Here is a 25,055-nt window from a genome sequence, read left to right on the forward strand (position 1 = left end):
AACTGGTATCGGCCAGCGGTGCATGGAGGGGAAGGCGGAATGAGCAAAGCAATTCGCTGGATTCTCGGGATCGTACTGGCCTTAATGGTTATCGGACAGTTGGTGAGGCCCAGTCATACAGATGTCGCCGCCGCATCCGCGTCGACACAACCACCGGTCACAGCGCAGGTCGCGCCGACTCCAGAGCAAGTGCCCATCCATTGGCACTACGACGAGCAGCGTGACGAGATGCGCGGGACGGTCCGGAAATACGCATGGGCGAATGCCGACGAGCAGCTACAGTTCGCGTTTCCTTATGGGGGTGGCAGCACTCCGTCGATCCGACTCCGGAAATCTGGGAGGGGAACAGAGGTCTTGCTGGACGTCAGCAAAGGGCAGTTTATGTGCTTCATCGACGGCTGCTGGGTATATGTGAAATTCGACGGCGGAGCCGTCACCAGATACTCCGCAGTCCCGCCAAGCGACGGCACCAGCAATGTCCTCTTTCTCGATCCAGCCGCTCAGTTCGTTAAGAAATTGAAGAAGGCGAATCACGTCACGATTGAGGCTGAGTTCTATCAGGAAGGGAAACGGCAGATGACTTTTGACGTTGCCGGCCTCGACTGGAAATAGGAGCACGCACACCAGCGCACGCGCACCAAGCAGCCCCCGACGCAGACTTTCGACAGGAAAGCAAGCACGCGGGGACCGCCTGCACGTTTCGTTCAAAGTCTTCGAGGTCACGCGCGCGCGCCTGCCCCGACTGTAGTAACTCACTGGATAGGAGAAATGTAATGTCAACTAACATGGAGCTGGAACTGTTGCACGAGATCAACCAGCGCGTGACCCGTACTGAATCGCGCATGGTGCAGCTAGGAGATTTTGTCGGTACGAACCTGCGCGTGCGGATGCGCATTGCAGTGCGCAAACACGCTGGCGATGTGTGGGTCGAAGTCGACGCGCTCGATACATCGATCTCGCGGATCTATACCGAGCTGCGCGAGCATGACATTAAAGGCATCCCGGTGCCCGTGCGCTGTGGCGGAAAAGACATCGCCACCGTCTATCCGTAACCCAGTCGAGCGAACATGAGCCATCCTGACACACCGGACTTCATAACGCCCGGTCAGGTCGAGCGCTGTTTCCTCACGGCAGGTGCGGTGTCAACTCTATACATAAGGTGCGGCATGAAGGGTGGACGCTTCACGTTTACCTAGTGTTCGTGGTCTAGCAATTCGATTTCGCGCAGGCGAGCAGCGGCGCTCGTCGCAGTACGTGAGGCCTTGCTCGAGGGTGGGTCGTTCAAAGCGCAGATGCGCCGCTGCGGTGCGTGCAAACGGACGGCGCTCGGGGCGGCCGTTCCCTGGGCGATGCGCTGCGCGAGCCTGCGCACCACGTCATCAAATGTCGCGATGCCGTCCACCATCTTTGCGTCGCGGGCGGCCTGCGGCGACGCGGAAAAAAATAGGCGGATATTCCGAGCGCCTTCGATGCGTCGCTCACGCCACCTCCATGGCCCACTGCGTAAAGGCTTCGCCCGCCTTTCGCAAAACTGACTCGCGTTCCGCCATCGCAAGGCTTGGCGCATCAAAGTAGGCCGCAACGATCAATGGATGTCGCCCGATTGGCCGCACAAGCGCGTAATCGTTTGTTTCCCCTCCAACACTGGTTCCCGGTCGGTCCGCACAGATCCAGCTTTGAGGTAATACCGCGCGAATACGGCTGCGACCTGGCTTGCAATTGATCATTCCCCGTTCGAGTCGGGCGCGCGATTCCGCGGTGAGAGCATTGCCAAGCAGAAGCGTCTTCGCTAGGGTCACGATAGCCCGTGGTGATGTTGTATCAAGCAAGCCGCTATAGCTGTTTGCCTGCGGCTCATACCGGTCTGAGCGGGTTACGGTATCCCCCAATCGGCGAACGAATGCTGTAAGGGCTTCGGGCCCCCCCGCGCTCCTCATCAGTAGCACGGCAGCGGTGTTGTCGCTTTCTTCCAGTATGGCCCGGCAGAGGTCATCGATCGACATCGCACCGCGAGCAACGTTCGCCTGAGTCACAGGAGAGGTTAAAATCAAATCTTTTTGCGTATAGGCAATTTGACGGTCGAGCCGTTCTTCGCCCCGATCGACGCGCGCAAAAATCTGTGCTGCTAGGATTCCTTTGAAGGTGCTGCACATAAGGAACCGCTCATCAGCGCGATAGGCAAGCGTTCGTCCGGAACCTGTATCAACGGCGAAGAAGCCCAAGCGACCACCTGACTCTGCCTCAATGTTGGCGAGCCGCCGTCTTTTCACGCATGTTCCAGCCGGTTCACACGAGGGGTTTGCACCAACTGCGCCTAGCACCCGAGACGCGCTGGTAACTATCGCGGCACTCAGCGCTGCTTTGGCAAAGGTCCGTCGTTTCATTCCATCTCCTTCGGATGGCGCCACTATGGCGGCTTGGCTGCAGCCCGTCAAACGACGATATAAAAGGGGAGCCAGAAGAATTTCTTCTGGCTCCCCGTCTCCGAGCGGGGAGCGGCACTGCGCAATGCGGGGCATCTACGCGATGTCCAACTTCTTAGCGATGGTTGCCTTTAGCGGCCAGATGTCCGCTGTCGAGAAGGCCCACTGTCTGTTGTGCGTCGGCATGCGACCTACGCGGCGGTGACGGGCGAACGGTTGATGGTGCCAAACGCCATGCCCGCCTTTGGCGTATCGACGGCATTGAACCGGGCGAGATAGTCGCCCGGGTGCCATGCCTCACAGACGCGTCAGGACGCCCAGGCCGCCGGGGCGGCGGCCCAGACGAAGGCGGGAAGTGGTGCGCACTCAGGCCGTTCGCGCGGACTGTTGGCGTTTGGGGGGTTCTTTGGCGGGTAGAAACGAAAAACGGGCCGAGAGGCCCGTATTCATTGATGTTCTGGCGGAGGGCGTGGGATTCGAACCCACGAAGGCCGTAAAGCCTTGCCGGTTTTCAAGACCGGTGCATTCAACCGCTCTGCCAGCCCTCCGAGGGGAGCGATTGTACCGCGAAACAGTCGGCCTGCAGCAATGCCGACGGCGCCCTGGATCCCGCGCAGCCCGCTTCCCCCGCGTCGCAAGATCCGCTTACTCCGTGCCCGAGCGCTTACCGTGCGCCAGTGCCCCGGCCTTGCTCAGCGTCTCGACGATATGCGCGAGCGCACGTTGACGCGTCTCGCGATCCGGGGCGCGCAACGCGTACGACGGATGCCATGTCGCCAGAATGGCGCGTCCACCGTGCTCGATCACTTTGTCGAAGTGCTCCTGCAACCGGGCATGTGGGTCCTGCAGCAGCGCCTTGAGCGCCGTGCTGCCGAGCGCGATCACGACCTTCGGCGCGACTTCCTCCAGTTCCTGGTCTAGCCAATAGCGGCATGCCTCGATTTCGCGTTGGGCAGGCGTTTTATGCAGCCGCCGCTTACCGCGCGGCTCCCATTTGAAATGCTTCACCGCATTCGTGATGAAAACGTCCTTGCGGACGACGCCGGCTTCGCGCATCGCGTCATCGAGCAACTGCCCGGCAGGTCCGACGAAAGGTTTGCCGGCTTTATCCTCGCTGTCGCCCGGTTGTTCTCCGACCATCATGATCGGCGCATGCCGCGCCCCGGCGCCCGGCACGCCCTGCGTGGCACGCTCCCAAAGCGCGCAGCGGCGGCACGCGTCGAGCGTGCGCGGCTGCTGTTCCGGCTCGACCTCGGGCCGAGGTTCGGGCTCGGATCGAGCTTCGGGCTCGGCATCGGCAGCCTTGGGCGGTGGGCGGCGTTTCTGGGCGTTCATGACCGGTTTGCGTAGCATCCGGGAATCGACGCGAGCAATTAGGATGCCGCCCCCGCCCGGTCAATCGTCAGGCGTCGCGCTCGTTCAAGAACAGCGCCTGCAGATCGTTGAGAAACCGCTGCCCGAGCGGCGTGGGCGCAATCCGTTCATGGTCGCGTGTGATCAAGCCGCGCTGCTCGGCTTCGCGTAGCGCGGGCTCGATTGCCGTGATCGCGAGTCCCGTTCGCTCGATGAACCGATGCACGGGAAAACCTTCGGTCAGCCTCAACGCGTTCAACATGAATTCGAACGGCAGATCGTGCGGCCCTACCTCGCGTTCCTCCTCGACGGGCGAGCCGGCGCGTGCCTTTTCGATGAAGGTGGCCGGGTGTTTGTAACGCGCCTGACGAACGATCCGATGGGCGAACGACAGCTTGGAATGCGCACCGGCTCCGATGCCCAGATAGTCGCCGAAACGCCAGTAGTTGAGGTTGTGCTTGCACTGTCGATGCGGCTTGGCATAGGCCGACACCTCATAGCGTTCGTATTCGGCCGCCGCCGTGCGCTCTTGGATCCAGTCCTGCATGTCCGCCGACGCGTCGTCATCGGGCAGCGCCGGCGGGTACTTCGCGAAGAGCGTATTCGGCTCGAGCGTCAGGTGATAGAGCGAGAGATGGGGCGGGTCGAACGACAGCGCGCGCTCCACGTCGGCACGGCATTCGTCGAGTGTCTGCTGCGGAAGCGCGAACATCAGATCGAGGTTGAAGTTCTCGAAATGCCGCGCGGCAATTTCCACCGCCCGATGCGCGTCGCCGCTGTCGTGAATCCGGCCCAGCGCCTTCAAGTGCCGCTCGTTGAAGCTCTGAATGCCGACGGACAGGCGGTTGATGCCGCTTGCGCGAAATTGCGCGAACTTCTCGGCTTCGAATGTGCCGGGATTGGCCTCCATCGTGATCTCGGCGTCTGCATCGAGCGGCAGCAGCGCGCGCACATCCGATAACAGCCGGTCCAGCCCGCTTGCCGACAGCAGGCTTGGTGTCCCGCCGCCAATGAACACGGTGTGCACCTGCCGTCCCCAGACGAGGGGCAGCGCTTGCTCGAGATCGGCACGCAGCGCATCGAGATAATCGTTTTCTGGAAAGCGTTCGCCTTTCCACTCATGCGAATTGAAATCGCAATACGGGCACTTGCGCACACACCAGGGGAAGTGGACATAGAGTGCCAGCGGCGGCAGCGAGTTCAGCGCAATCTTCCCAGGCGCGACGAACGCTTGAACGACGCGATGCCGATCGTACTCGGGGGTGGTCATTGCGTTTCCCCAGCGAGCCGGGCGACGAGCGCACGCAGCGCCAGCGCGCGATGGCTATGTGCGTTCTTGACGATGGGATCGAGCTGCGCCGCGCTGGCCGCAAGCGCCGGCACGAAGAAGTGCGGGTCGTAACCGAAGCCGTTGCTGCCGCGCGGCGTGTCGATGATCTCGCCATGCCAGCGACCCTCGGCCACGAGCGGCTCCGGATCGTCCGCATGACGCATCAGTACGAGCACGCAGTAGTAATAAGCCCGCCGGTCCTCCACGCCCCGCAGTTCGGCGATGAGCCGCGCGTTATTGGCTGCGTCGCTTTTTTCGCCGCCCGCGTCGAGTGCGAACCGCGCCGAATGCACGCCGGGTGCGCCGCCCAGCGCATGAACACACAAGCCGGAGTCGTCTGCAAGCGCGGGCATGCCGGTCAATGTCGCGGCATGGCGCGCCTTCGCCAGGGCATTCTCGATAAAGGTCGGATGCGGCTCCTCGGCCTCCGGGACGCCGAGCTCGCCTTGCGCGACGAGCGCAATGCCCGCATCGCCCAGCAACGCGGCGAATTCCCGCAGCTTGCCGGCGTTGTTCGACGCAACCACGACGCGTCCGAGCGAACGGGCGACACTGCCCGGCATGGTGCGCGAGGATTCGCTTGCGCGATCAGTCACCTGTAACCTCCAACGCCGCCTTTTGCTTGGCGATCAACTGTTCGATGCCGGATTGGGCCAGATCGAGCAGCGCATTCATTTCGTCGCGCGAAAAAGGGGTTCCCTCGGCCGTCCCCTGAACTTCGACGAATCCGCCGTCGCCGGTCATGACGACATTCATATCGGTATCGCAGCGCGAATCTTCCCGATAATCGAGGTCGAGCAGCGGCAGCCCCTCGTAGATGCCGACCGAAATAGCGGCCACATAGTCGAGAATCGGCGAACTTTCGATGCGTCCTGCCGCGAGCAGCTTCGACACCGCGTCGTGCGCGGCGACGAACGCACCGGTGATGCTGGCCGTACGCGTGCCGCCGTCGGCCTGGATGACGTCGCAATCGACGTGCAGCGTGCGCGGGCCGAGCCGCTCGAGGTCGAACACCGATCGCAGCGCGCGGCCGATGAGCCGCTGAATCTCTTGCGTGCGCCCCGTCTGCTTGCCGCGCGCGGCTTCGCGATCGCTGCGCGTGTGCGTGGCGCGCGGCAGCATGCCGTATTCGGCGGTGAGCCAGCCCTGGCCTCGATCGCGCAGAAACTCGGGCACGCGCTCGAGCACGCTTGCCGTACAGATGACCTTGGTATCGCCGAATTCGACGAGCACGGACCCTTCCGCATGCTTCGTGTAATGGCGCGTGATGTGCACGTCGCGCAGTGCATCGGCACGGCGCCCGCTCGGGCGTTCAACGAGATCGGTCATGGTGGGCAAAGGTATGAGGAGGAAACCGTGATTTTACCGTTCCGGCGACGCCGCATCGCGCGTGCCGGCCCGAGCTGCCTTGCCACGCCCTGCGAGCGGCCTCGGGGCAGGCGCTGCGCGCAAAAATGGGATAATGCCCCTTTCGCCTGCGCGACGCCTCATTGGCGCGGCGGGCGCCTCGAACAACCGGCCGGCAATGGCCCCAAACGCGAGACGGACGATGATCTACAGCATGACAGGCTACGCGAGCGCCACGCGCGAAATTGCGGTGCCGGGCATTTCGGCGGGCATGAGCGTATCGGTCGAACTGCGCACCGTGAATTCGCGTTTCCTGGACCTCAATTTCCGTATGCCCGAAGAGGTGCGCGCGTGCGAGCCGACGCTGCGCGAATTGCTCATGAGCAAGCTCTCCCGCGGCAAGGTCGACATCCGCATCAACGTGCAGCGCAGCGAGCAGACGCCGAGCGTCGGTGCGCTGAACGCCGAGGTGCTGCAGCAACTCGCCAAGCTCGAGCAGGCCGTCACCGATGCCTTTCCCGGCGTCGAGCGCATGCGCACGGGCGAGATCTTGCGCTGGCCCGGTGTGCTCGCGGAAAGCGGCGCGTCGGCGGAGGCGCTGCGCGACGCCGTGCTCGCTTGCGGCAAGCAGGCGATCGCCGAACTCATCGATGTCCGCGGCCGCGAGGGTGCGCAGCTCGGTGCCATGTTGCTCGGCAACGTGACCGAGATGGAGGCGATCTTGCAGCGCATCTCGCCGCTCGTGCCGGAGCTCATCGCCAAGCATCAGCAAAAGATCGTCGAGCGCTTGCAAGAGGCGCTGGGGCTCGCGGCGCCCGACGGGGTCGCAACGATCGTCTCGCGCGAAGAGATCGCTGAGCGCATCCGTCAGGAAGTGACGATGTACGGTATCCGGATCGACATCGCCGAAGAGTTGTCGCGCCTCACCGCGCATTTGAACGAGACGCGTCATGTGATCGAGAAGGGCGGCAAAGTCGGCAAGCGGCTCGATTTCATGATGCAGGAACTGAACCGCGAGGCCAATACACTGGGCTCGAAGGCGGCTGCGAAGGAGCTTGCCGACGCGTCGATGACGCTCAAGCTGCTGATCGAGCAGATGCGCGAGCAAGTCCAGAACCTGGAGTGAACCACCGATGATCGACGCTACGTCCGCAGGCGGTGCGCGCAAAAGCGGCGCTCCGCGCAATCCCTACGCCGGGGTGTATCCCGGCAACCTTTTCATGGTCGTCGCCCCATCGGGGGCCGGCAAATCGACGCTCGTGAACGCGCTGCTGGCCGACGACGCAGCCATTCGTCTATCGATTTCATATACGACGAGAAAGCCGCGCCCTGGCGAACAGGACGGGCAGCACTACCACTTCACGACGGTCGACGACTTTCTGGCCCGTCACGCGGCCGGCGAGTTTCTCGAGAGCGCCGAAGTGCATGGCAATTACTATGCGACTTCGCGCGTGTGGATCGAGGAACAGATGAAAAGCGGCCATGACGTGCTGCTCGAAATCGATTGGCAGGGCGCACAGCAGGTGAAAAAGCAGTTCCGCAACGCGGTCGAGATATTCATCCTGCCCCCGTCGCTCGAGGCGCTCGAGGTCCGTCTCAAGAAGCGAGGCCAGGACGAGCCGAACGTCATCACGCGCAGGCTGCTTGCGGCCGGCAGCGAGATGGCGCACGCATCGGATGCTCAGTACGTGCTCATCAACGAGCATTTCGATCGAGCCCTGGCCGAGTTGCGATGTATCGTTGCCGCGACGCGGCTTCGTTTCGATTCGCAGTACGCCCGCAACAGCGAGCTCTTCATCGAGCTCGGCATCCATCTGCCGGCCGCCGAGTGACGGTGGACGGCTGCATACATAAGGTAGAATAAGCAGCATATCAAGAAGGAATTTCCGAACATGGCCCGCATTACCGTCGAAGACTGCCTGAAGCAAATCCCGAATCGATTCGAGCTGGCGCTCGCCGCGACTTATCGCGCCCGCCAGTTGGCCCAGGGTCACACGCCCAAGATCGAGAGCCGCGACAAACCCACCGTTGTCGCGCTGCGCGAGATCGCTGCAGGCCAGGTCGGTCTCGAGATGTTGAAGAAGGTGCCCGTCTGAGCATCGAGTTCGTGAAGCGCGGCGGCAATATCCGTCGCCGCGACTTCGCGCAGTCTATCGAGCCAAACGCGCTCAACTGACCCGGCAACCACCGATACGGAGGCGAATATGAGCAACATCCCATCGTCCGCCTCCACTGCTGCCGAGGCCGTCAACCCGGAACACGAGACCGAAGCGCCGGGTGCCGCGCGCAAATACATCGACGCGGTTCTGGAACAATCGTTCCGCCATCTGTTCGGGCCGACAGCCACGCCCGAGCAGCCCCGCAAGCACGACGTCGTTTCCATCGCCAAGCTCACCTCGATGCTCGCCGGCTACTTGAGCCCGGAGGAGATCAAGGAGGTCAAGGCCGCGTTCCATTTCAGCGACGAAGCGCATCTGGGCCAGTATCGCCAAAGCGGCGAGCCCTATATCACGCATCCCGTCGCCGTCGCGGAAACCTGTGCCGGCTGGAAGCTCGACGCGCAATCGATCATGGCCGCGCTGTTGCACGACGTGATGGAAGACCAGGGCGTGACGAAGGCCGAACTCGCCGAGCGGTTCGGAGCGAAAGTGGCGGAGCTCGTCGACGGGTTGTCGAAACTCGACAAGATGGAGTTCCGCAATCGCGAGGAAGCGCAGGCGGAAAACTTCCGCAAGATGCTGCTTGCGATGGCGCGGGACGTGCGGGTGATTCTGGTCAAGCTCGCCGACCGCCTGCACAACATGCGTACGCTCGGCGCCGTTCCGCCCGAGAAGCGCCGGCGTGTGGCACGCGAAACGCTCGACATCTATGCCCCGATCGCGCATCGGCTGGGCCTGAACAATACTTATCGCGAGCTGCAGGATCTGAGCTTTGCGAACTTCAATCCGAATCGCTATGCGACCCTCGAGAAAGCGGTCAAGGCGGCGCGGGGCAACCGGCGCGAAGTCGTCGGCAAGATTCTGGAGTCGGTGCAGCGCGCCATCGGCGACGCGCATATCGATGCGGAAGTGACGGGGCGCGAGAAGACGATCTTCAGCATCTACAAGAAGATGCGCGACAAGCAGCTCTCGTTTTCGCAGGTGCTGGACGTCTATGGTTTTCGCGTCGTCGTCGGCAGTGCGCTCGAATGCTATACCTGCATCGGGGCGCTGCATGCGCTCTATAAGCCCGTGCCGGGCAAGTTCAAGGATTACATCGCGATCCCGAAGGTCAACGGCTATCAGTTGTTGCATACGACGCTCGTCGGACCGTTCGGCGCGCCGATCGAATTCCAGGTGCGCACGCGCAAGATGCACGAGATCGCAGAGGCGGGCGTCGCGGCACATTGGCTGTACAAGAATGGTGGCGCCGATCTCAACGATGTGCAAAAGCGCGCACACCAATGGTTGAAGTCGCTATTGGACATCCAGAGCGAAGCGGGCGACTCGAGCGAGTTCCTCGAGCACGTCAAGATCGATCTGTTCCCGGACGCCGTCTACGTCTTCACGCCGAAATCGAAAATCATGGCGTTGCCGCGCGGCGCCACGGCGCTCGACTTCGCCTATTCGATCCACAGCGACCTCGGCAATCAGTGCGTGGCCGTCAAGATCAACAATGAGCTGCTGCCGCTGCGCACGGAGCTCAAGAGCGGCGATATCGTCGAAGTGATCACGGCGCCATACTCGAAGCCGAACCCCGCCTGGCTCGGGTTCGTGCGCACCGGCAAGGCACGTTCGGCGATTCGTCACTATCTGAAGACGATGCGGCTGAACGAGTCGGTGCAACTGGGCGAGCGGCTCGTCGATCAGGGCCTCAAAGGCTACGGTCTGTCGTTGGCGGAGGTCGAGCCCGAAATCTGGGAAAAGCTCGTTCAATGGACGGGCAACAAAAACCGTCAGGAAATCTTCGCCGATATCGGCTTGGGCCGGCGTGTTGCCGCGGTCATGGCCAAGCGCATCGAGGTGCTCGTCAGCGGGCGAGATGCCGACGACGACCACCCGCGCACCGAGCACTCTACGGCGCCCCATGCGCCGCCGGTCGTCATCACAGGCACCGAGGGAATGTCCGTGCAGCTTTCGGCGTGCTGCCGGCCGATACCGGGCGACGACATCATGGGTTACATCGGCATCGGTCTCGGCATGGCCATTCATACGACCGATTGCCGGGTCGCTCAGCGCATCCATCGGCGCGATCCCGCGCGCTGGATCGATGTGGCCTGGGCGCCGCAGCCCGGGCGCCTGTTCGACGTTGCCGTCAAGGTCCTCGTCAAGAACACCAAGGGCGTGTTCGCGCGCGTGGCGGCGGACATCACGTCGGCCGACGCGAACATCGTCCATATTGCGATGGACGAGGATTTGTCCCAGGAGTCGACGGTGCTGCGCTTCGTCATCCAGGTCAGCGATCGCGTTCACCTGGCGAACGTCATGCGACGCGTGCGGACGAACCCCGACGTCATGCGCATTGCGCGCGAGCGGCCGAGCGAGGAGGGGCATCACCGGCACGACGGCGGTATGCGCATCGAGCGGGAGCGGGCCGACTACTGACGACCGAGCGCCGGACAGATCGACAAAAACAAAGGGCCTTCCGTTCGGAAGGCCCTTCGTAATTGGTGCGGCTGGCAGGATTCGAACCCACGACCCCTTGGTTCGTAGCCAAGTACTCTATCCAACTGAGCTACAGCCGCATGTAAAGCACACTACCACCAGACAGCGGTGAAACAAAAGAGCCTTCCGCGAAGAAGGCTCTTGAAAAGATGGCGCGGCTGGCAGGATTCGAACCCACGACCCCTTGGTTCGTAGCCAAGTACTCTATCCAACTGAGCTACAGCCGCACGCAGAAGCGAAAGTATAGCACGACCCTGGAAAAATGGAAGAGCTGCGAGGCGTTGCGCCCGGGGTTATCGTGTAGTCTTGAAGACTCATCGAATCGACGCAGTGGTTTCATCATGAACAAAGCTTTTGTCAAAGAATCGGGCGAGGACGGCGATGACGATCTCGACGTCGCGCAGCCGGAGATCCCGCCAGGAACCAAGAACTACATCACGCCAGCAGGGCATAAACGCTTGCGCGACGAGTTGTTGCATCTGATCGACGAAGATCGACCGGAGGTCGTGAAACTCGTCTCATGGGCCGCCTCGAATGGAGATCGTTCGGAGAATGGCGACTACATCTATGGCAAGCGCCGCTTGCGCGAGATCGATCGGCGCATCCGTTTTTTGACCAAACGGCTCGATTTGGCCGAGGTCGTCGACAGCAGCAGGCAGGAGAACGTCGACCAGGTCTTTTTCGGCGCGACCGTCGATTACGCGGGTGCCGATGGCGAGACGCATACGGTCACCATCGTGGGCATCGACGAGGTCGATCTCGACTGCGGGCACGTCAGCTGGATTTCGCCGATTGCGCGCGCCTTGCTCAAGGCACGCATCGGCGATGTCGTCACGCTGCACACGCCGGCGGGGCCGGAGCAGATCGATGTTCTCGATGTGCGTTATCCGCCAGCGAGCGCTTGAGCGCCCGATGGCGGCTTGACCGTCGCGTCATGTCGGCCGCTCGCGATTAGCCGACGAAAAAAAGGCGCCGCAAGCGGCGCCTTCGAGGCATACAACCGATTTTCGATGCGTATTAGAAGCGGTGACGCAGGCCGGCGGTCACGGCAACCTGGTTGTGCGTGGACGACGGAGCCAAGCCGTTGATGAAAGCCGTCAGGCCAGAGCCATCGGCCTTGATGTGCTGATATTCGCCCTGCAGATAAACGTCGGTACGCTTCGACAGCATGTAATCGGCTTGCAGGCCGAACGTGTGCCATTTCGGATCCGTGCTGCCGACCTTGCCGTCGGTGAACGTGTACTGTCCCGCGAGGCTCAATGCAGGCGTCAGCGCATAACGACCATTGATTTCATAGTTGTTGAAGCGCAGACCCGTCGGCGCAGCGAACGCCAGCGAGCCGGAAGTTACCGGGTTGGCGTTGGCGATGCTCGTCGCATTGTTGACGCGCGACTGCGTAAACACGACACCGGCCGTTGCCGGGCCGAACGTGTAGTTCGCGCCGGCACCCCAGACACGCTGACGCGTTCCGGCGAACGGCGAATCCGTCACTGCACCGCCCGTGTTTGCGGCGCCTAGCGCGGTGGCCGAGTTCAGACCGTTGTTCAACTGCAAGTACGCCGCGGCGAAGTTGAAGCCGCCGAAGTTGTACGATGCGCCGACGCTGTACTCACGGTTGTTCGCGAAGCCACCCGCGGCGTTCGAGAAACCATACATTGCGCCGAGCTTGAAGCCGCCGTAGTTGGCGCTCTGGTAGTGCACCGAGTTGTTCACCCGGAACGAATTGTCGAGGTTGTCGTTATCGAACGGGTGGGCAAATCCGGTACCGCCGTATTGCGTACCCGTCAGCGACAGCGGCCCGAGGTACTGCACCACGTCGTCATACTGCCGACCGAGAGTGACCGTACCGTAATCGGCGCTCGACAAGCCGACATAGGCTTGACGGCCGAACATGCGGCTTTGTTGCCCCAGCGTGCCGTTGTTGATGTTGAAGCCGTTTTCCAACGTGAAGATGGCCTTCAAACCGCCGCCGAGGTCTTCGGCGCCTCGCAGCCCCCAGCGGCTGCCGTTCACGCTACCGCTCGTCTCTTGCCAGTTGCTGTGGCCGCGCTGGTTGTTCGTGTAGGTGATGCCTGCGTCGATCAGGCCGTACAGCGTGACGCTGCTTTGCGCATGCGCCATCGTTGCAAATACGCCGGTGAGGGCGCCGACCAGAAGAGTCTTCTTCATCTTTATCACTCCAGAACGGGAAATTTTTTACAGCTTTCGGAAGACAGTCATGCCACCGACAGCGAGAGGCATTTGCGTGCAAGCGCGCCCACCACCATTGGGCGCTTTGTCTTCCAACCCGGCTGAGTGTAAATGAGCACCCCCCGCAGACTGCCATTTCAGTTCGCGCAATAAAGTATTTTGCGATGCGCAACGGCCACCGAGCCCCGCGCAATCGCTTGCCCGGCAAGGGTTCCGCGAAGGAATGCGGCTCTGATGGAGATATGACGAGCTTTCGCTTGTTGCGTTTGCGATACAAATGAGTTCGCGTCTGCTCATGGGAACAGACGCGCGTCTCAACTGATTATTGCGTGACGAGGAAGAGATGGTTGCGGATTATGTTGTCGATTGTCGTGTCCGCGCGGCCTTACACTGATGGATCTTTTTCGTACAGAAAAAGGTCTCCGAGCTTTATTGGCGCGGCCGCTGGCCGCGCTTTTTTTTCATTCAATTGCGGCGGCGTCGCCGGGCGGTATCGCCGTCTTTCTCCCAGGCGCCGGCTGACGACTCATCGAACGCAGGCGCCCAGTCTTCGACGACATAGTGACGTGCATCCATGGGCGAGGCGAGCAGGTTCTGCCAGTGATCGCCGTGCCAGAACGGATCGAAGCCGCTCGCCGGAGCGATGCCGGACGCTACGGACGCTAGAGGCTGGCGTGCGGAGGGCGCATGCATGAGCCGGGAGAACAGACGTTTGAGGCGTTGCAATTGCATGATGGTCTCCACAGCTAATAATCTGATTCAATCATCCGGCGCCGGTGGGTCGCGGACAACTCGGATAAATACTTACATCGGAAATATTTTGTTGCAAGTGCGGTATATTTTGCCGGGTTGATCCCTGTTATTGCGATGGCGCAGGTAATCTTGACGGGGATTAATGCATTTATTTGCGCTTGATGCGTATAGCATCGCGCAGCCGTTCAGTTAATGAAAAAATTCTTGACGAGGGCTCTCGCTTCCCTTTATAAAAGCAGCGCCGGATTGACCTGGCGACGAGTCGCAGACGGAGAGACTGTGGCGTGTCGTCCACAAGGGGGTTTCGGTGGAGGGCGCTGCCCGTCTATTAAAAATCTCGAGGGAATCAGTACTATGAGTACTCAGGAAACTGGTATCGTCAAATGGTTCAACGATGCTAAAGGTTTTGGTTTTATTACGGCTGATAAGGGCGGTGAGGATTTGTTTGCGCATTTCTCCGAAATCCAGGCCGATGGTTTTAAATCACTCAAAGAAAATCAACGCGTGACATTCGAGGTGAAAACCGGACCGAAAGGCAAGCAGGCGGCGAACATTCGTCCGATCTGACGCTGCGGGCCCGGGCCAAGGTGCCCGGCCGCGTTCGGTAGCCGGCGCTCGGGTGGTGCATACTTCGGTTATTGTTGCCCCCCGAGCGTTTTTGTTCATGTCATCTTCTCCTTTGCCCGAATCGGCTGTCGATACCCCGATCGTATTCGTCGACTTGGAAACGACGGGCGGATCGCTCGCGGATCATCGGATTACCGAGATCGGCGTCGTCGAAGCGGGGCCCCACGGAATTTCGCGCTGGAGCACGCTCGTCAATCCCGGGCAGGCCATTCCCCCGTTCATTCAGCAGCTCACCGGCATTACCAACGAGATGGTGCGCGAAGCACCGAGTTTCGATGAGATCGCCTCCGAGCTCCACCAACGGCTCGACGGCAGACTTTTCATCGCGCACAACGCCAGTTTCGATCGGGGATTCCTGCGAAGCGAGTTCCAGCGCGTCGGTCTCGCGTTCAATCCCGACGTTCTATGCACCGTGCGCCTTTCGCGCGCGTTGAATCCCTCCGAGAAACGGCACGGGCTGGATGCGCTGATCGATCGGCACGCGCTCGTGCCGATCGCGCGTCATCGGGCGCTCGCCGATGCCGACTTGCTCTGGCAGTTCTGGCATACGCTGCACGGGTTATGGCCGCTGGCTGTGTTGCGCGAGCAGGTCGAACGAACGATGCGCCGCTATCGCATTGCCGGCGATATCACCGAAGATCTGCTCGATACCGCACCGGCCGGCTGCGGCGTCTACGCTTTTTATGACGAAGCGGGTACCGCGCTCTTCGTTGGCCGCAGCGTCAGGCTGCGTCAGCGTATCCGCGCCCATCTCGTTGGAGAACGTCGTTCGGCGCGCGAGTTGCGTCTCGCAGCCGAGGTTCGGCGGGTCGAGTGGCGTGATACGGGAGGGGAGTTGGGCGCGCTGCTGGCAGAAGCGCAATGGATAGCCACGCTGCAGCCGCGGTACAACCGGCAGCCGCGCGCCGCACGTGGCGAGGCAAGCGATGCGCCCTGGCCGTTCAGTGGAGCGATTGCGGTCGTGGAGCATGGAGCGGATGGTGCCGCTCCCGTCTTCCACGTCGTCGATCGCTGGTGCTACCTAGGCGCGGCGACGAGTGTCGAGCACGCGAGCGCGCTCGCCGTGGATTGCGCTCGATGCACGTTCGAGTCATCGACGTATCGTATTTTGCGAACGCATCTCGAGCGCGGCTTGCGCGTAATGCAGCTCGCGCCGGGATCGGCCGTCACCATGACGGCGTCCGAAGCGGCGCCGATCTGAACGCGTCGCGCGCCGTTTCAGCCCGTGCCGCCCATTCCACCAGACGAGCAGACGTGCGCCAGCGCGGTCGTCAGCGCAGCGGTCTCGCCGGATTCATAGTGCGTCATGGCTTTCCAGTTCTCGACGCTGCGCTTGAGCCTCGTCGGGCAATCGGCGCTGTCGCGCAGCGGTTGAGCGCGCGCGAGCGCGGGAATCAACGCCTGCGTCAGCTGATCGAGCGCGGGGCGGGTAGTGGCGGCCAGGTCGGGCGCGGGCCCCTCGGGCGGCTTCGTTGTCTTCCATCGGTCGAACAGCGCAGTCTGGATTTGCTTGCTGGCTTCAATCTGATCCCGAAAGAAGGCGTGAGCGAAGGCGGGATCGACACCTGCCGCGCGTGCGCGCTTGTCCACGTCGGCCAGCAGTGCCGCTTCGCGCGGCGGATCCGTGATCGCCCGACCGTTTGCCCACTTCCATTGGGCGACGGGTACGGCCAGGGCAAGCCGTTTCGAGGCCAGCGCGACGAGGTTGATGAGCGGGGTATCGTCGCCCTCGGCCCGCGCGTGACGGGGCATGACGGACAAGGCGGCGCATAACGCGATGGCGCCGAGCGCTGCAGCACTCAGTGGACGTTTCATGAGGGTAAGGTTCAGGCAGTCAGCCGGCCGGGCCGGCACGGAACGCCGCACGACCGCCGGCACGGCGGACGGTCGGCGGCAGCGGGATGACAGCGCGGTACCGCCATAGCGGCCCGCATGTGGAGGCGAGCACTGCGCGCGCGCAGACTCATGACGCGCGGATGACCGCGCGATGCAAAGCAGCTTCCGAGCGGTGTCCGCTCACTTCGACTCGAAGGATCTGCGTTGTTCGTCGAAGAACGCGCGAACATGTTCCGGGAGCTCGGCACCCAGAAATTCGACGCCCACCGGTTCCGGATCCGGGCTTGCGATTTTGTCGGGGGGCGGAATGTGGCTGGGCTTCGCTTCCATGATCTCTCTCCTGATACAAAGCGATTATCTGACGCGTCCGTCGATTGGTGCCAGCGCCGAATCGCTTTTTAACGATTTGTTGCATTAACGGCACACGTGCGCCTGCTTTGAAGAGCGATTCAGGGTAATCAACGAGTCGAATCCTGTCGCACACTGCCAGCGCGCCGGGCAGCCATCGCGTACAGCTTGCCCGACGGGCAACGATGGCTCAGTGCCCCGACGCACACGGCAGCGGCATGGATCGTCGTTAGACCGATGACGAAGGCGCGGGCACGATGACGGGCTCGTCGTAGCGACGAGGCTTGCTGGCGACTTCCACATGGCCGTGGATGCGCGCCTGGTGACCGTCCGCGAACATGTAGTAGGGGAACGGCCGGTCGGGTTGCGACACCGCATCGAGACGCGCGGCAAGCTCGGGCGCGAGCGTGAAATCGAGCGATGCCAGCGAATCCTCGAGCTGCTCGGGTTTCGTCGCTCCAACGATGATGCTCGAGACACCGCGCTTGTCGTGCAGCCAGTTCAGCGCCACCTGGGCCATCGGGCGACCGGCTTCGGCGGCCACCGCCTCGAGCTCGGCGACGATTCGGAAGTTGCGCGGCGTCAACTTGTCGAAACCGGGCGGCATGCGCCCCGCCGTTTGCTCGCTCACGGTCTGAAGGCGCCCGGCGCCCGATGCACCCTCCGATGGCCGATATTTGCCCGACAACAGACCCATGGCGAGCGGACTCCAGGGAACCAGCCCCATGCCGAATTCGACGGCCAGATCGGCGAACTCGTTTTCCGCGTTGCGCTCGATCAGGGAGTACTCGAGCTGCATGGCCGCGACGGGCTCGAAGCCTCTCCATTGCGCCAGCGTCTGCGCGCGCGCCGCGAACCAGGCGGGGGTGTCGGAGAGCCCGACGTAGCGAATCTTGCCCGCCCGGACGGCATCGTCCAGTGTGCGCATCACCTCGTCCACGGGCGTCATGCGGTCCCACGTGTGCACGTAATAGAGGTCGATGTAGTCGGTGCCGAGCCGCGCGAGCGACGCATCGAGCGCACGCATCAGATTCTTGCGATGGTTGCCCCCGGCGTTCGGGTTGCCGGCCTGAGCGTTATAGCTGTATTTCGTCGCGAGGACGATTTTGTCGCGCAATCCGCTTTCGGCGACGAATTTGCCCAGCCAACGTTCGCTGGTGCCTTCGGTATAAAGGTCCGCGGTATCGATGAAGTTGCCGCCGGCATTCACGTAAATATCGAAAAGGCGACGCGCGGTTGCTTCCTCGGTGCCCCAGTTCCATTCGGTACCGAACGTCATCGTGCCGAGGGAAATCGGCGAAACGCGCAGCCCCGAGCGGCCGAGCAGCGTATAGCGGTCCATCGTCATGGCAGTTCTCCTCGTTGGGTGAAGTATGTCGATGGCCGTATCGTGCCTGCGTTGATCCCTCGGAAAAAGGCCGCTATTCTGCAAGCATTTTGAAGCGCTGCTTAATAAAAGGATCGATATGGACCCAGCCCGACTTCCCGCGCTGGTGGCTTTTGCGAGCGTCGCGCGCCATGAGAGCTTCACGCGCGCAGCCCTCGAGAGCGGCGTCTCGGCGTCCGCGCTTTCGCAGTCCGTCCGGGCACTCGAAGCGGAGCTCGGCGTGCGGCTCTTCAATCGCACGACCCGCCGGGTTGCGCTGACGGAAGCCGGCGCGGACTTTCTCGAGCGCGTCCGCCCAGCGCTTTCGATGCTCGACGCCGCCTTCGATGCGCTCGATGCGCAACGCGGCCATCCCGCCGGTACGTTACGGATCAATCTGCCGCGCGTGGCGAGCGAGCTGCTCGTACTGCCGCACCTCGCTGAATTCAAGCGGCGCTACCCGCACGTCACGGTGGATATGACGCTCGATGACGGATTGACGGATCTCGTCGGGGAGGGGTTCGACGCGGGGATCAGGCTCGGCGAAATGCTGGCCCGCGATATGGTTGCGATTCCGCTATCCGGACCGCTGCGGATCGCCGTGGCCGGTTCCCCGGCCTATTTCGAGCGTTATCCGGTACCCGCGGTACCGGATGAGCTCATGCGGCATGACTGTCTGCACTATCGTTTTGCGACGAGCCGCGGGATCTATCGATGGGAGTTCGCACCGCCCGCCGATCCAACGCGGGTTTTCGAAGTGGATACGCCGGGCAGTTTCGTCACCAACGATTTGCGCACCATGATGCGCGCGGCCGTGGACGGCATCGGCCTCTTGCACGTCATCGAGGACTATGTCGCACCGGAACTGGCCGACGGCCGCCTCGTCCGCGTGCTCGACGATTGGTGTCCTACCTTCGACGGCTTTTGCCTCTATACATCGAGCCGCGTGCATATGCCGCTCAAACTGCGCGTTTTCATCGACTTGCTGCGGGAAAAACGCTTGCACTCGCCTGCGGCGCGCGGAGATTCGGCTGGGCAATGACGGCTGGAACGCTCATGAGCCACCGGCTGCGTCGGTTTCGTCAGCGAAGATCCGATCGGCGAGATGAAACGCGGAATTGGCCGCCGGCACGCCGCAATAAATGGCCGTCTGCAACAGCACTTCCTTGATTTCGTCTCGCGTCACGCCGTTGTTCTTCGCCGCGCGCAAATGCAGCGCGAGTTCCTCGCCGCGATTGAGCGCCACCATCATCGCAATGGTCAACAGACTGCGCGTATGGCGCGGCAAGCCCGGGCGGGTCCAGATCTCGCCCCACGCGTAGCGCGTGATGAGCGCTTGAAATTCGCTCGTCAGTTCGTTTTGCTTGGCGAGCGATCGATCGACGTGCGCATCGCCGAGCACGGCGCGGCGAACTTCCATGCCGGCGTCGTAGCGTTCCTGGTCGTTCATTTATTCGGACTCCTGATCTCGATTGGTTCTGGCGGCTTCTTCGGCCCGCGATGCGCGAAACGCTGCAAGCACCGCGTCGACGAACGCGTGCGCTCGCCCCGCGTAGTTGGCCGGATCGAAGAGTGCATCGAGGCGAGCCGCGTCCAGGCGGCTCGTGACCTCGGTATCCTCGGCCAGCACGTCGCGCAGATCGCGTCCGCTTGCAACGGCCCGTTGCGACGCATGTTCGACGAGCCGATGCGCCTGTTGACGCCCCATCGATTCGCCGAGCGCGAGCATGACCGCTTCCGCGAGGATGAGGCCGTGAGTGGAACCGAGGTTGGCGGCAAGCCGCCCGGTGTCGACTTCGAGCCCGCGCGCGATATCGTCGACGTGCGCGAGCGCTCCGCCGCAGAGCCGGGCAATCTCGGGCAGGGCCTCCCATTCGGCCTGCCAGCCTCCCAGTGCGCGTTCGTGTTCCTGAACCATGGCGGCGAGCACAGTCGCGACGAGCCCCGGTACGCGCACGGCGGCGCTCAGAACAGCGGCGCAGCCGACCGGATTGCGCTTGTGCGGCATCGTCGACGAACCGCCTTTGCCCGCGCCCGACGGTTCGGCAAGCTCGCCGATTTCGGTTTGCATCTGAAGCGATACATCGCGAGCAATCTTGCCGAGCGTACCCGTGATCAGTCCGAGCGTCGTCGCGATCTCCGCGATGCGATCGCGCTGCGTGTGCCACGGCAGCACCGGTACCGCCAGGGCCAACTCGCTGGCGAGCGCCTGCGTCACGGCATCGGCGCGCTCGCCGAGGCTCGCGAGCGTGCCGGCCGCGCCGCCGAATTGCAGCACGAGCGCGCTCTGGCGCAGGTGGGCCACGCGCGCCCGATGGCGCTCGAGCGTATCGAGCCATTGCGCGAACTTCATGCCGAGCGTGATCGGCAGCGCCTGCTGCAGCCAGGTGCGACCCACCATTGACGTGGCGCGATGTCGCTCGGCCAGGCTGGCCAGGACGTCGCCGAGCGACGCGATTTGCGCGTCGATCGCGCTCAGCGCGTCGCGCAACTGCAGCACCATGCCGGTATCGATGATGTCCTGACTCGTGGCGCCCCAATGCACGTATTTCGCCGCGTCGGGAGCCTGCTCGGCGACCGCCGCGGTCAGTTGCTTCACGAGCGGAATAGCGAGATTGCCCGCCCGTGCGGCGGCGCGCGTCAGCGCGTCGGCATCGATGCACTCCGCGCGGCACGCGGCCTCGATCGGCCCGGACGCATCGCCCGGAATGACGCCGGCCGATGCGAGGGCCCGGGCCAATGCCGCCTCCACATCGAGCATGCGCTGGATCGTCGCGCGCGGCGAAAAGATTGCGATGAGCGCCTCGGTGGAGCTCAGGCGGTCGGTCAGTCGTCCGTCGAATTCGAGCATGATGGTGCAGTCGTTTGTTCGATCACCGAACAAAGTGTCATTTAACGAACAATAATCGACGCATGGTATGCGCGAGGCCGCAGCGGGTCAAGAAACGCGATCGCCTGACCGCTTTCGCCGCTTGCCCGGTTCGCTCCCTGCAAGTGTGCGCAAGATCTCGGCGAACGTTTGTGCGAGCTCGCTCGTTGTGCCCGCGCTGCGGCGCACGATGCCCACCGGCTCTTCGGCCCCGGTCATCGGCAGCGGGAGCGCGACGAGCGAACCGCCTTGCAGGTCGTCGTGTGCGGCGCGCGCCGGCGTCACCCAAACCGCGTTCGAGCGCCGTGCGATGAGGCGAGCGACTGAAACCGACAGCGTTTCGATGGACTCGGGCGGCACACGCAGCGCGTGGGCATCGAAGTAGGCGTCGGTGTTCAGGCGCGGCACCGTTGTCTGCGGCGCGACGATGAGTGGATAGTCCAGCACGGCGGTCAGCGAAACGGCGCTTTGCTGGAGCAAGGGATGGCTCGGCCGAACGGCCATCACGAGCGGTTCGGCATATAGAAACTCGAACGAGAGCCCTTGCATGGCTGAGGGTTCGGCCATGCGCCCGAGCACGAAGTCGAGCTCGCCAGCCTTCAGTGCGGAGAGCAACAACGCATTCGTGCCGGTGCGCAACCGGACGCCGGCATGGGGGCGAACCTCTTTGAATCGAATCAGTGCATCGGGCATGACGCCGCTGGCGACAGTCGGCAGTGCGCCGATTTCGAGCGCGGCGGCCGATGGCATGGCCGAACCGCTCAACGCGGCGCCGGCCGAATCGAGCGCCTGACCGACGTCGAGCGCATAGCGTAAGAAATGCTCGCCCGCTGGAGTCAACCGGGCTCCGTGGCGTCCTCGTTCGACGAGCTGGGCGCCCGCCAGCGCTTCGAGTTCCGCGAGCGTTTTGGAGATCGCCGGCTGGCTCAGGTGGAGCCGCTCCGCCGCGCGGCCGAGATTGCGCTCCTGGGCAACGGCCAGAAAGCAGGTGATGTGGCGAAGGCGAAGGCGGTTTTCCATCACCTGAGGTTATGAAAAATCGCTAAACAAGTCAATTTACCTCAAGTTTCAGGAAACATACATTAACGACTCAGGCACCCGCTCGTTCACCGTGCGGCAAGCGCAGTGTCATTCGAAAGCATTTTGGGAGACGGTTCATGCAGACATCGGCCGCTGAGGACTTTGGCGCCTTTGGCGAGTTCGCCCAGCGCGACACGGCGCAGCACCCGCCGGCCTACGCGCCCGGCTACAAGACGAGCATATTGCGCTCGCCGCGCAACGCGTTGATTTCGACGCAAAGCACGTTATCGGAGACGACAGGGCCGGTGTTCCGCGCCGACGAGTTGGGGCCGCTCGACAACGATCTCATCCTCAACTTCGCGAAGGAGGGGTTGCCCATTGGCGAGCGCATCATCGTCCACGGGTTTGTGCGCGACGAGTTCGGGCGGCCGGTCAGGAATGCGCTCGTGGAGGTCTGGCAGGCCAACGCGGGCGGCCGTTACCGCCACAAGAACGACAAGTATCTTGCGCCGATCGATCCGAATTTCGGCGGCTGTGGGCGGATGCTGACCGATGCCGATGGCCACTATGTCTACCGGACGATCAAGCCGGGACCGTACCCGTGGCGCAATCGCATCAACGATTGGCGTCCCTCGCATGTCCACTATTCGCTGAGCGGCGATGGGTGGGCACAGCGGCTGGTGACGCAGATGTACTTCGAGGGCGACCCGCTCATCGCCCAATGTCCGATCCTGAAGACGATCCCGAGCGAGGAGCAGATCCGCGGTCTCATTGCGGCGCTCGATCCGGCGAACCACGTCCCACTCGACAGCCGGTGCTACCGCTTCGACATCACGCTGCGCGGACGCCGCGCGACCTACTTCGAACAGTCTTTGCCGGGAGTGAAGTGATGGCGCTGACACCGTTTGCTCCGTTCCATTTGAACGAAACCGCATCGCAGACCGGGGGGCCGTATGTGCACATCGGTCTTGCACCGAAGCAGGCCGGTTTCGATATCTTCGAAAACAACTTCGGCAATGTGCTGGTCACGAACGAGACACGCGGCGAGCGCATCGACATCGAAGGACGTGTCTACGACGGCTCCGGGTCGCTCGTGCGCGACGTGTTGATCGAAATCTGGCAAGCCAATGCGGCCGGGCGTTACGCTCATCCGGCGGACCGGCAGGACCTGCCGATCGATCCGTCGTTTCGCGGATGGGGACGCACCGGCGCCGATTTCGAAACGGGCGTGTATCGATTCGAGACGATCAAGCCCGGCGCGGTGCTCGGGCGCAACGGTACGCGGCAAGCGCCGCATATTCTCCTGGTGTTGTTCGCGCGCGGCATCAATCTCGGTTTGCATACGCGGCTTTATTTCAGCGACGAAGCCGAAGCCAATCTGCGCGATCCGGTGCTTGGTGGCATTGAATGGGATGTGCGCCGCAAGACGCTCATCGCCGAGCGCAGCGAGCGCGACGGCAAAGCCGTCTATACCTTCGACATTCGCTTGCAAGACACGCCCGACGGTGGACGCGAGACGGTCTTCTTCGACATTTGAGGTGGGTTGCCGGCGCGCGCCCGCGGTGTGTACCGGGTGCGTGCTGCCGCGAGAGTGGTCACCAAAAAACAAAAAGCCCAGTCTCGCGACTGGGCTTTTTGTTTGAATCTTATGGTGCCGGAAAGAGGAGCGGATATTCCCGCACCCGGCACCATCTCTTCCCCGAATAATCAGGGAATTACAACAGCTTAGCGCCCTGTAGAGAGTGGTTGCGTGTGGTAGATTCTGGGGTAATCTACCGTGCAAACCACCTTCGGCGTTCTTCGCGTGACCCTTCGATATTCGTATGCGCGTGGCGGGACAATCTATTTCCAGCGCGCAATCCCAGACGACCTACGGGACCGCTATCCCTCCAAACTCGGGACCGGCGATGTCCGGGTAGCGGCTCGTAGGATCGAGCAGCTAAACCGGGAGCTTGAGGCCGAATGGGCGCTCTTGAGAGCGAGCCCCGAGGCGACCCCTAAGACCATCAAGGCCCAAGCCGAGGAGCTTCTCAGGAAGTGGGGCTTGTCGCCATCCCCGGCTGACAACGACCCCAATGCGGTCGATACCTTCTACGGCCACCTCGATACGAAGCGGGAGCGGTACGCGGAGGGCGATGAGCACCTCTACCGGCAGAATCCAGCGGACGAGTACCTCGACCCCGTAGAGGTGAAGGCGGCGCAACTCCTCGCGGGGACCGTCAAGCCGACACTCAGCGATGCCCTTGAGCTTTACCTCAAGGTGCATCCGAAGAGGGCCGATGAGAAATTTGTGACATTCACCAGAGGAGCCTTCGGGACGCTCACGGCTGCTATCGGCGATAAAGCCATTCAGGAGCTATCCCGAGAGGACGCCCATGCCTATGTCGCTAAGGAGCAGGAGCGAGGAAGCAAGCCCGGGACGATTCGGAGACGCCTCAATACGGTAAAGGCCGTGCTTGAGACGTACCTCCGCGAGAAGGAGCTAGACCGGAAGAACCCCTTTGCGTCCGTCCCGATTCCAACCGAGGGGAGCGACGAGAAGAAGCGTCAGCCGTTCACCGAGGCTGAGCTACAGGCGCTCTTTGCCGCGTGCAAGGCGAAGGATGATGATGTCCGCTGGCTCGTGGCGATCCTCGGGGACACAGGTGCGCGGCTGGCTGAGATAGCGGGCCTCGCATTGGACGATATTGTCCTGGATGGCGATGTCCCCCACGTGGTCATCACTCCGCACCCTTGGCGATCCCTGAAGACGACCTCTAGCGCCCGTATGGTGCCCTTGCTGGGTCATGCCTTATGGGGCGGCTCAGAGGGTCAAGGAGCACGCCCGGAAGGGGCAACGATTCGCTTTCCCCCGCTACACGACTGCGGATGGCACCAAGGCCGATCACGCGTCAGCGACCATCGCCAAATGGATACGGTCGCTGAAGCTACAGCACACGTCCCATGAGCT

At 62.6% G+C, this 25,055-nt stretch carries 27 protein-coding genes and 3 tRNA genes; 13 read left to right on the top strand and 17 right to left on the bottom strand.

Annotated elements, in window-relative coordinates; translation table 11 throughout:
- Positions 1 to 39 precede the first annotated feature (39 nt).
- Positions 40 to 612, top strand: a complete 573-nt coding sequence (locus tag ACR9ZC_RS12365) for a hypothetical protein (protein ID WP_481580496.1) — start codon at positions 40 to 42, stop codon at positions 610 to 612.
- A 173-nt stretch (positions 613 to 785) separates the two neighbouring features.
- A complete protein-coding gene (locus ACR9ZC_RS12370; RefSeq protein ID WP_481580497.1) occupies positions 786 to 1,052 on the top strand; it encodes a hypothetical protein in 267 nt (88 codons plus the stop codon).
- A 140-nt stretch (positions 1,053 to 1,192) separates the two neighbouring features.
- Here the strand turns inward: ACR9ZC_RS12370 and ACR9ZC_RS12375 are convergent, their stop codons facing one another.
- From ACR9ZC_RS12375 to rph, 7 genes are all read right to left on the bottom strand, one after another.
- A complete protein-coding gene (locus ACR9ZC_RS12375; protein WP_481580498.1) occupies positions 1,193 to 1,405 on the bottom strand; it encodes a hypothetical protein in 213 nt (70 codons plus the stop codon).
- Between the two features lie 73 nt (positions 1,406 to 1,478).
- Positions 1,479 to 2,321, bottom strand: a complete 843-nt coding sequence (gene bla, locus ACR9ZC_RS12380; RefSeq protein ID WP_481582656.1) for a class A beta-lactamase — start codon at positions 2,319 to 2,321, stop codon at positions 1,479 to 1,481.
- A 560-nt stretch (positions 2,322 to 2,881) separates the two neighbouring features.
- Positions 2,882 to 2,971, bottom strand: a tRNA-Ser gene (locus ACR9ZC_RS12385).
- A 97-nt stretch (positions 2,972 to 3,068) separates the two neighbouring features.
- Positions 3,069 to 3,758 (bottom strand): UdgX family uracil-DNA binding protein, encoded by a 690-nt coding sequence (locus tag ACR9ZC_RS12390; RefSeq protein WP_481580499.1) that lies wholly within the window; start codon positions 3,756 to 3,758, stop codon positions 3,069 to 3,071.
- 67 nt (positions 3,759 to 3,825) lie between these two features.
- A complete protein-coding gene (gene hemW / locus ACR9ZC_RS12395) occupies positions 3,826 to 5,046 on the bottom strand; it encodes a radical SAM family heme chaperone HemW (RefSeq protein WP_481580500.1) in 1,221 nt (406 codons plus the stop codon).
- Positions 5,043 to 5,669, bottom strand: a complete 627-nt coding sequence (gene rdgB, locus ACR9ZC_RS12400) for an RdgB/HAM1 family non-canonical purine NTP pyrophosphatase (protein ID WP_481582657.1) — start codon at positions 5,667 to 5,669, stop codon at positions 5,043 to 5,045. Before rdgB ends, hemW begins: the two co-directional genes overlap by 4 nt.
- A 25-nt stretch (positions 5,670 to 5,694) precedes the next feature.
- Positions 5,695 to 6,435, bottom strand: coding sequence for a ribonuclease PH (gene rph / locus ACR9ZC_RS12405; RefSeq protein ID WP_481580501.1), 741 nt, complete (start codon positions 6,433 to 6,435; stop codon positions 5,695 to 5,697).
- Between the two features lie 220 nt (positions 6,436 to 6,655).
- On the opposite strand from rph, the gene ACR9ZC_RS12410 reads away from it, so the two are divergent.
- From ACR9ZC_RS12410 to ACR9ZC_RS12425, 4 genes are all read left to right on the top strand, one after another.
- Positions 6,656 to 7,579: a YicC/YloC family endoribonuclease gene (locus ACR9ZC_RS12410; RefSeq protein WP_440563995.1), complete on the top strand. Its 924-nt coding sequence runs from the start codon at positions 6,656 to 6,658 to the stop codon at positions 7,577 to 7,579.
- Positions 7,580 to 7,586: 7 nt separating this feature from the next.
- A complete protein-coding gene (gene gmk / locus ACR9ZC_RS12415; RefSeq protein ID WP_331573161.1) occupies positions 7,587 to 8,285 on the top strand; it encodes a guanylate kinase in 699 nt (232 codons plus the stop codon).
- A 60-nt stretch (positions 8,286 to 8,345) separates the two neighbouring features.
- Positions 8,346 to 8,549 (top strand): DNA-directed RNA polymerase subunit omega, encoded by a 204-nt coding sequence (rpoZ, locus tag ACR9ZC_RS12420; protein WP_006400783.1) that lies wholly within the window; start codon positions 8,346 to 8,348, stop codon positions 8,547 to 8,549.
- A 108-nt stretch (positions 8,550 to 8,657) separates the two neighbouring features.
- Entirely contained in the window at positions 8,658 to 11,036 is a 2,379-nt protein-coding gene (locus ACR9ZC_RS12425) for a RelA/SpoT family protein (protein WP_481580502.1), read from the top strand.
- A 63-nt stretch (positions 11,037 to 11,099) separates the two neighbouring features.
- Here ACR9ZC_RS12425 and ACR9ZC_RS12430 read toward each other — a convergent pair.
- Positions 11,100 to 11,176 (bottom strand) — tRNA-Arg (locus ACR9ZC_RS12430).
- A 70-nt stretch (positions 11,177 to 11,246) separates the two neighbouring features.
- Positions 11,247 to 11,323: transfer RNA gene (locus ACR9ZC_RS12435), tRNA-Arg, on the bottom strand.
- Positions 11,324 to 11,437: 114 nt separating this feature from the next.
- Here ACR9ZC_RS12435 and greB point away from each other — a divergent pair.
- Positions 11,438 to 12,001 carry a transcription elongation factor GreB gene (gene greB / locus ACR9ZC_RS12440; RefSeq protein WP_481580503.1) on the top strand — a complete coding sequence of 188 codons (564 nt, stop codon included), beginning with the start codon at positions 11,438 to 11,440 and terminating at the stop codon, positions 11,999 to 12,001.
- 112 nt (positions 12,002 to 12,113) lie between these two features.
- Here greB and ACR9ZC_RS12445 read toward each other — a convergent pair whose 3' ends face one another.
- Together ACR9ZC_RS12445 and ACR9ZC_RS12450 are read right to left on the bottom strand one after the other, a co-directional pair.
- Positions 12,114 to 13,265, bottom strand: coding sequence for a porin (locus ACR9ZC_RS12445; RefSeq protein ID WP_331573167.1), 1,152 nt, complete (start codon positions 13,263 to 13,265; stop codon positions 12,114 to 12,116).
- 486 nt (positions 13,266 to 13,751) lie between these two features.
- Positions 13,752 to 14,018 carry a hypothetical protein gene (locus ACR9ZC_RS12450; protein WP_481580504.1) on the bottom strand — a complete coding sequence of 89 codons (267 nt, stop codon included), beginning with the start codon at positions 14,016 to 14,018 and terminating at the stop codon, positions 13,752 to 13,754.
- A 375-nt stretch (positions 14,019 to 14,393) separates the two neighbouring features.
- Here ACR9ZC_RS12450 and ACR9ZC_RS12455 point away from each other — a divergent pair, with 375 nt between their 5' ends.
- Positions 14,394 to 14,606 (top strand): cold-shock protein, encoded by a 213-nt coding sequence (locus tag ACR9ZC_RS12455; protein ID WP_173257085.1) that lies wholly within the window; start codon positions 14,394 to 14,396, stop codon positions 14,604 to 14,606.
- A gap of 97 nt (positions 14,607 to 14,703) precedes the next feature.
- Positions 14,704 to 15,867: an exonuclease domain-containing protein gene (locus tag ACR9ZC_RS12460; RefSeq protein WP_481580505.1), complete on the top strand. Its 1,164-nt coding sequence runs from the start codon at positions 14,704 to 14,706 to the stop codon at positions 15,865 to 15,867.
- Between the two features lie 17 nt (positions 15,868 to 15,884).
- On the opposite strand, the gene ACR9ZC_RS12465 is transcribed toward ACR9ZC_RS12460, so the two are convergent.
- The 3 genes from ACR9ZC_RS12465 to ACR9ZC_RS12475 all read right to left on the bottom strand — a co-directional run bounded on the left by ACR9ZC_RS12465 (position 15,885) and on the right by ACR9ZC_RS12475 (position 18,198).
- The gene (locus ACR9ZC_RS12465; RefSeq protein WP_481580506.1) at positions 15,885 to 16,481 is read right to left on the bottom strand and encodes a chorismate mutase; all 597 of its coding nucleotides are present in this window, start codon (positions 16,479 to 16,481) and stop codon (positions 15,885 to 15,887) included.
- A gap of 201 nt (positions 16,482 to 16,682) precedes the next feature.
- Positions 16,683 to 16,832, bottom strand: a complete 150-nt coding sequence (locus ACR9ZC_RS12470) for a hypothetical protein (protein ID WP_481580507.1) — start codon at positions 16,830 to 16,832, stop codon at positions 16,683 to 16,685.
- Between the two features lie 247 nt (positions 16,833 to 17,079).
- Positions 17,080 to 18,198, bottom strand: a complete 1,119-nt coding sequence (locus tag ACR9ZC_RS12475; RefSeq protein WP_481580508.1) for an aldo/keto reductase — start codon at positions 18,196 to 18,198, stop codon at positions 17,080 to 17,082.
- Between the two features lie 118 nt (positions 18,199 to 18,316).
- On the opposite strand from ACR9ZC_RS12475, the gene ACR9ZC_RS12480 reads away from it, so the two are divergent.
- Positions 18,317 to 19,258 carry a LysR family transcriptional regulator gene (locus tag ACR9ZC_RS12480; RefSeq protein WP_481580509.1) on the top strand — a complete coding sequence of 314 codons (942 nt, stop codon included), beginning with the start codon at positions 18,317 to 18,319 and terminating at the stop codon, positions 19,256 to 19,258.
- 12 nt (positions 19,259 to 19,270) lie between these two features.
- Here ACR9ZC_RS12480 and pcaC read toward each other — a convergent pair whose 3' ends face one another.
- The 3 genes from pcaC to ACR9ZC_RS12495 form a co-directional block, all read right to left on the bottom strand.
- Positions 19,271 to 19,666, bottom strand: coding sequence for a 4-carboxymuconolactone decarboxylase (gene pcaC, locus ACR9ZC_RS12485; protein ID WP_331573181.1), 396 nt, complete (start codon positions 19,664 to 19,666; stop codon positions 19,271 to 19,273).
- Positions 19,667 to 21,067 (bottom strand): 3-carboxy-cis,cis-muconate cycloisomerase, encoded by a 1,401-nt coding sequence (locus ACR9ZC_RS12490; protein ID WP_481580510.1) that lies wholly within the window; start codon positions 21,065 to 21,067, stop codon positions 19,667 to 19,669. It lies immediately after the preceding gene.
- Between the two features lie 87 nt (positions 21,068 to 21,154).
- Complete coding sequence (locus ACR9ZC_RS12495; protein ID WP_481580511.1) at positions 21,155 to 22,105, bottom strand: LysR substrate-binding domain-containing protein; 951 nt, start codon at positions 22,103 to 22,105, stop codon at positions 21,155 to 21,157.
- Positions 22,106 to 22,242: 137 nt separating this feature from the next.
- Here ACR9ZC_RS12495 and pcaH point away from each other — a divergent pair, with 137 nt between their 5' ends.
- The 3 genes from pcaH (at position 22,243) to ACR9ZC_RS12510 (ending at position 25,052) form a co-directional block, all read left to right on the top strand.
- Positions 22,243 to 22,995, top strand: coding sequence for a protocatechuate 3,4-dioxygenase subunit beta (pcaH, locus tag ACR9ZC_RS12500; protein WP_331573187.1), 753 nt, complete (start codon positions 22,243 to 22,245; stop codon positions 22,993 to 22,995).
- Positions 22,995 to 23,642: a protocatechuate 3,4-dioxygenase subunit alpha gene (pcaG, locus tag ACR9ZC_RS12505; RefSeq protein ID WP_481580512.1), complete on the top strand. Its 648-nt coding sequence runs from the start codon at positions 22,995 to 22,997 to the stop codon at positions 23,640 to 23,642. The genes pcaH and pcaG overlap by 1 nt, the downstream gene beginning before the upstream one ends.
- A gap of 240 nt (positions 23,643 to 23,882) precedes the next feature.
- Complete coding sequence (locus tag ACR9ZC_RS12510; RefSeq protein ID WP_481580513.1) at positions 23,883 to 25,052, top strand: DUF6538 domain-containing protein; 1,170 nt, start codon at positions 23,883 to 23,885, stop codon at positions 25,050 to 25,052.
- Positions 25,053 to 25,055: the final 3 nt, after the last annotated feature.

Source organism: Trinickia sp. HAY1-2D (assembly GCF_056754935.1).

Bases quoted from the DNA above. Each gene is read 5' to 3' on its own strand.
- ACR9ZC_RS12365 (WP_481580496.1), top strand. From the start codon at position 40: ATGAGCAAAGCAATTCGCTGGATTCTCGGGATCGTACTGGCCTTAATG.
- ACR9ZC_RS12370 (WP_481580497.1), top strand. From the start codon at position 786: ATGGAGCTGGAACTGTTGCACGAGATCAACCAGCGCGTGACCCGTACT.
- ACR9ZC_RS12375 (WP_481580498.1), bottom strand. From the start codon at position 1,405: ATGGTGGACGGCATCGCGACATTTGATGACGTGGTGCGCAGGCTCGCG.
- ACR9ZC_RS12390 (WP_481580499.1), bottom strand. From the start codon at position 3,758: ATGAACGCCCAGAAACGCCGCCCACCGCCCAAGGCTGCCGATGCCGAG.
- hemW (WP_481580500.1), bottom strand. From the start codon at position 5,046: ATGACCACCCCCGAGTACGATCGGCATCGCGTCGTTCAAGCGTTCGTC.
- rdgB (WP_481582657.1), bottom strand. From the start codon at position 5,669: ATGCCGGGCAGTGTCGCCCGTTCGCTCGGACGCGTCGTGGTTGCGTCG.
- rph (WP_481580501.1), bottom strand. From the start codon at position 6,435: ATGACCGATCTCGTTGAACGCCCGAGCGGGCGCCGTGCCGATGCACTG.
- ACR9ZC_RS12410 (WP_440563995.1), top strand. From the start codon at position 6,656: ATGATCTACAGCATGACAGGCTACGCGAGCGCCACGCGCGAAATTGCG.
- gmk (WP_331573161.1), top strand. From the start codon at position 7,587: ATGATCGACGCTACGTCCGCAGGCGGTGCGCGCAAAAGCGGCGCTCCG.
- rpoZ (WP_006400783.1), top strand. From the start codon at position 8,346: ATGGCCCGCATTACCGTCGAAGACTGCCTGAAGCAAATCCCGAATCGA.
- ACR9ZC_RS12425 (WP_481580502.1), top strand. From the start codon at position 8,658: ATGAGCAACATCCCATCGTCCGCCTCCACTGCTGCCGAGGCCGTCAAC.
- greB (WP_481580503.1), top strand. From the start codon at position 11,438: ATGAACAAAGCTTTTGTCAAAGAATCGGGCGAGGACGGCGATGACGAT.
- ACR9ZC_RS12445 (WP_331573167.1), bottom strand. From the start codon at position 13,265: ATGAAGAAGACTCTTCTGGTCGGCGCCCTCACCGGCGTATTTGCAACG.
- ACR9ZC_RS12450 (WP_481580504.1), bottom strand. From the start codon at position 14,018: ATGCAATTGCAACGCCTCAAACGTCTGTTCTCCCGGCTCATGCATGCG.
- ACR9ZC_RS12455 (WP_173257085.1), top strand. From the start codon at position 14,394: ATGAGTACTCAGGAAACTGGTATCGTCAAATGGTTCAACGATGCTAAA.
- ACR9ZC_RS12460 (WP_481580505.1), top strand. From the start codon at position 14,704: ATGTCATCTTCTCCTTTGCCCGAATCGGCTGTCGATACCCCGATCGTA.
- ACR9ZC_RS12465 (WP_481580506.1), bottom strand. From the start codon at position 16,481: ATGAAACGTCCACTGAGTGCTGCAGCGCTCGGCGCCATCGCGTTATGC.
- ACR9ZC_RS12470 (WP_481580507.1), bottom strand. From the start codon at position 16,832: ATGGAAGCGAAGCCCAGCCACATTCCGCCCCCCGACAAAATCGCAAGC.
- ACR9ZC_RS12475 (WP_481580508.1), bottom strand. From the start codon at position 18,198: ATGACGATGGACCGCTATACGCTGCTCGGCCGCTCGGGGCTGCGCGTT.
- ACR9ZC_RS12480 (WP_481580509.1), top strand. From the start codon at position 18,317: ATGGACCCAGCCCGACTTCCCGCGCTGGTGGCTTTTGCGAGCGTCGCG.
- pcaC (WP_331573181.1), bottom strand. From the start codon at position 19,666: ATGAACGACCAGGAACGCTACGACGCCGGCATGGAAGTTCGCCGCGCC.
- ACR9ZC_RS12490 (WP_481580510.1), bottom strand. From the start codon at position 21,067: ATGCTCGAATTCGACGGACGACTGACCGACCGCCTGAGCTCCACCGAG.
- ACR9ZC_RS12495 (WP_481580511.1), bottom strand. From the start codon at position 22,105: ATGGAAAACCGCCTTCGCCTTCGCCACATCACCTGCTTTCTGGCCGTT.
- pcaH (WP_331573187.1), top strand. From the start codon at position 22,243: ATGCAGACATCGGCCGCTGAGGACTTTGGCGCCTTTGGCGAGTTCGCC.
- pcaG (WP_481580512.1), top strand. From the start codon at position 22,995: ATGGCGCTGACACCGTTTGCTCCGTTCCATTTGAACGAAACCGCATCG.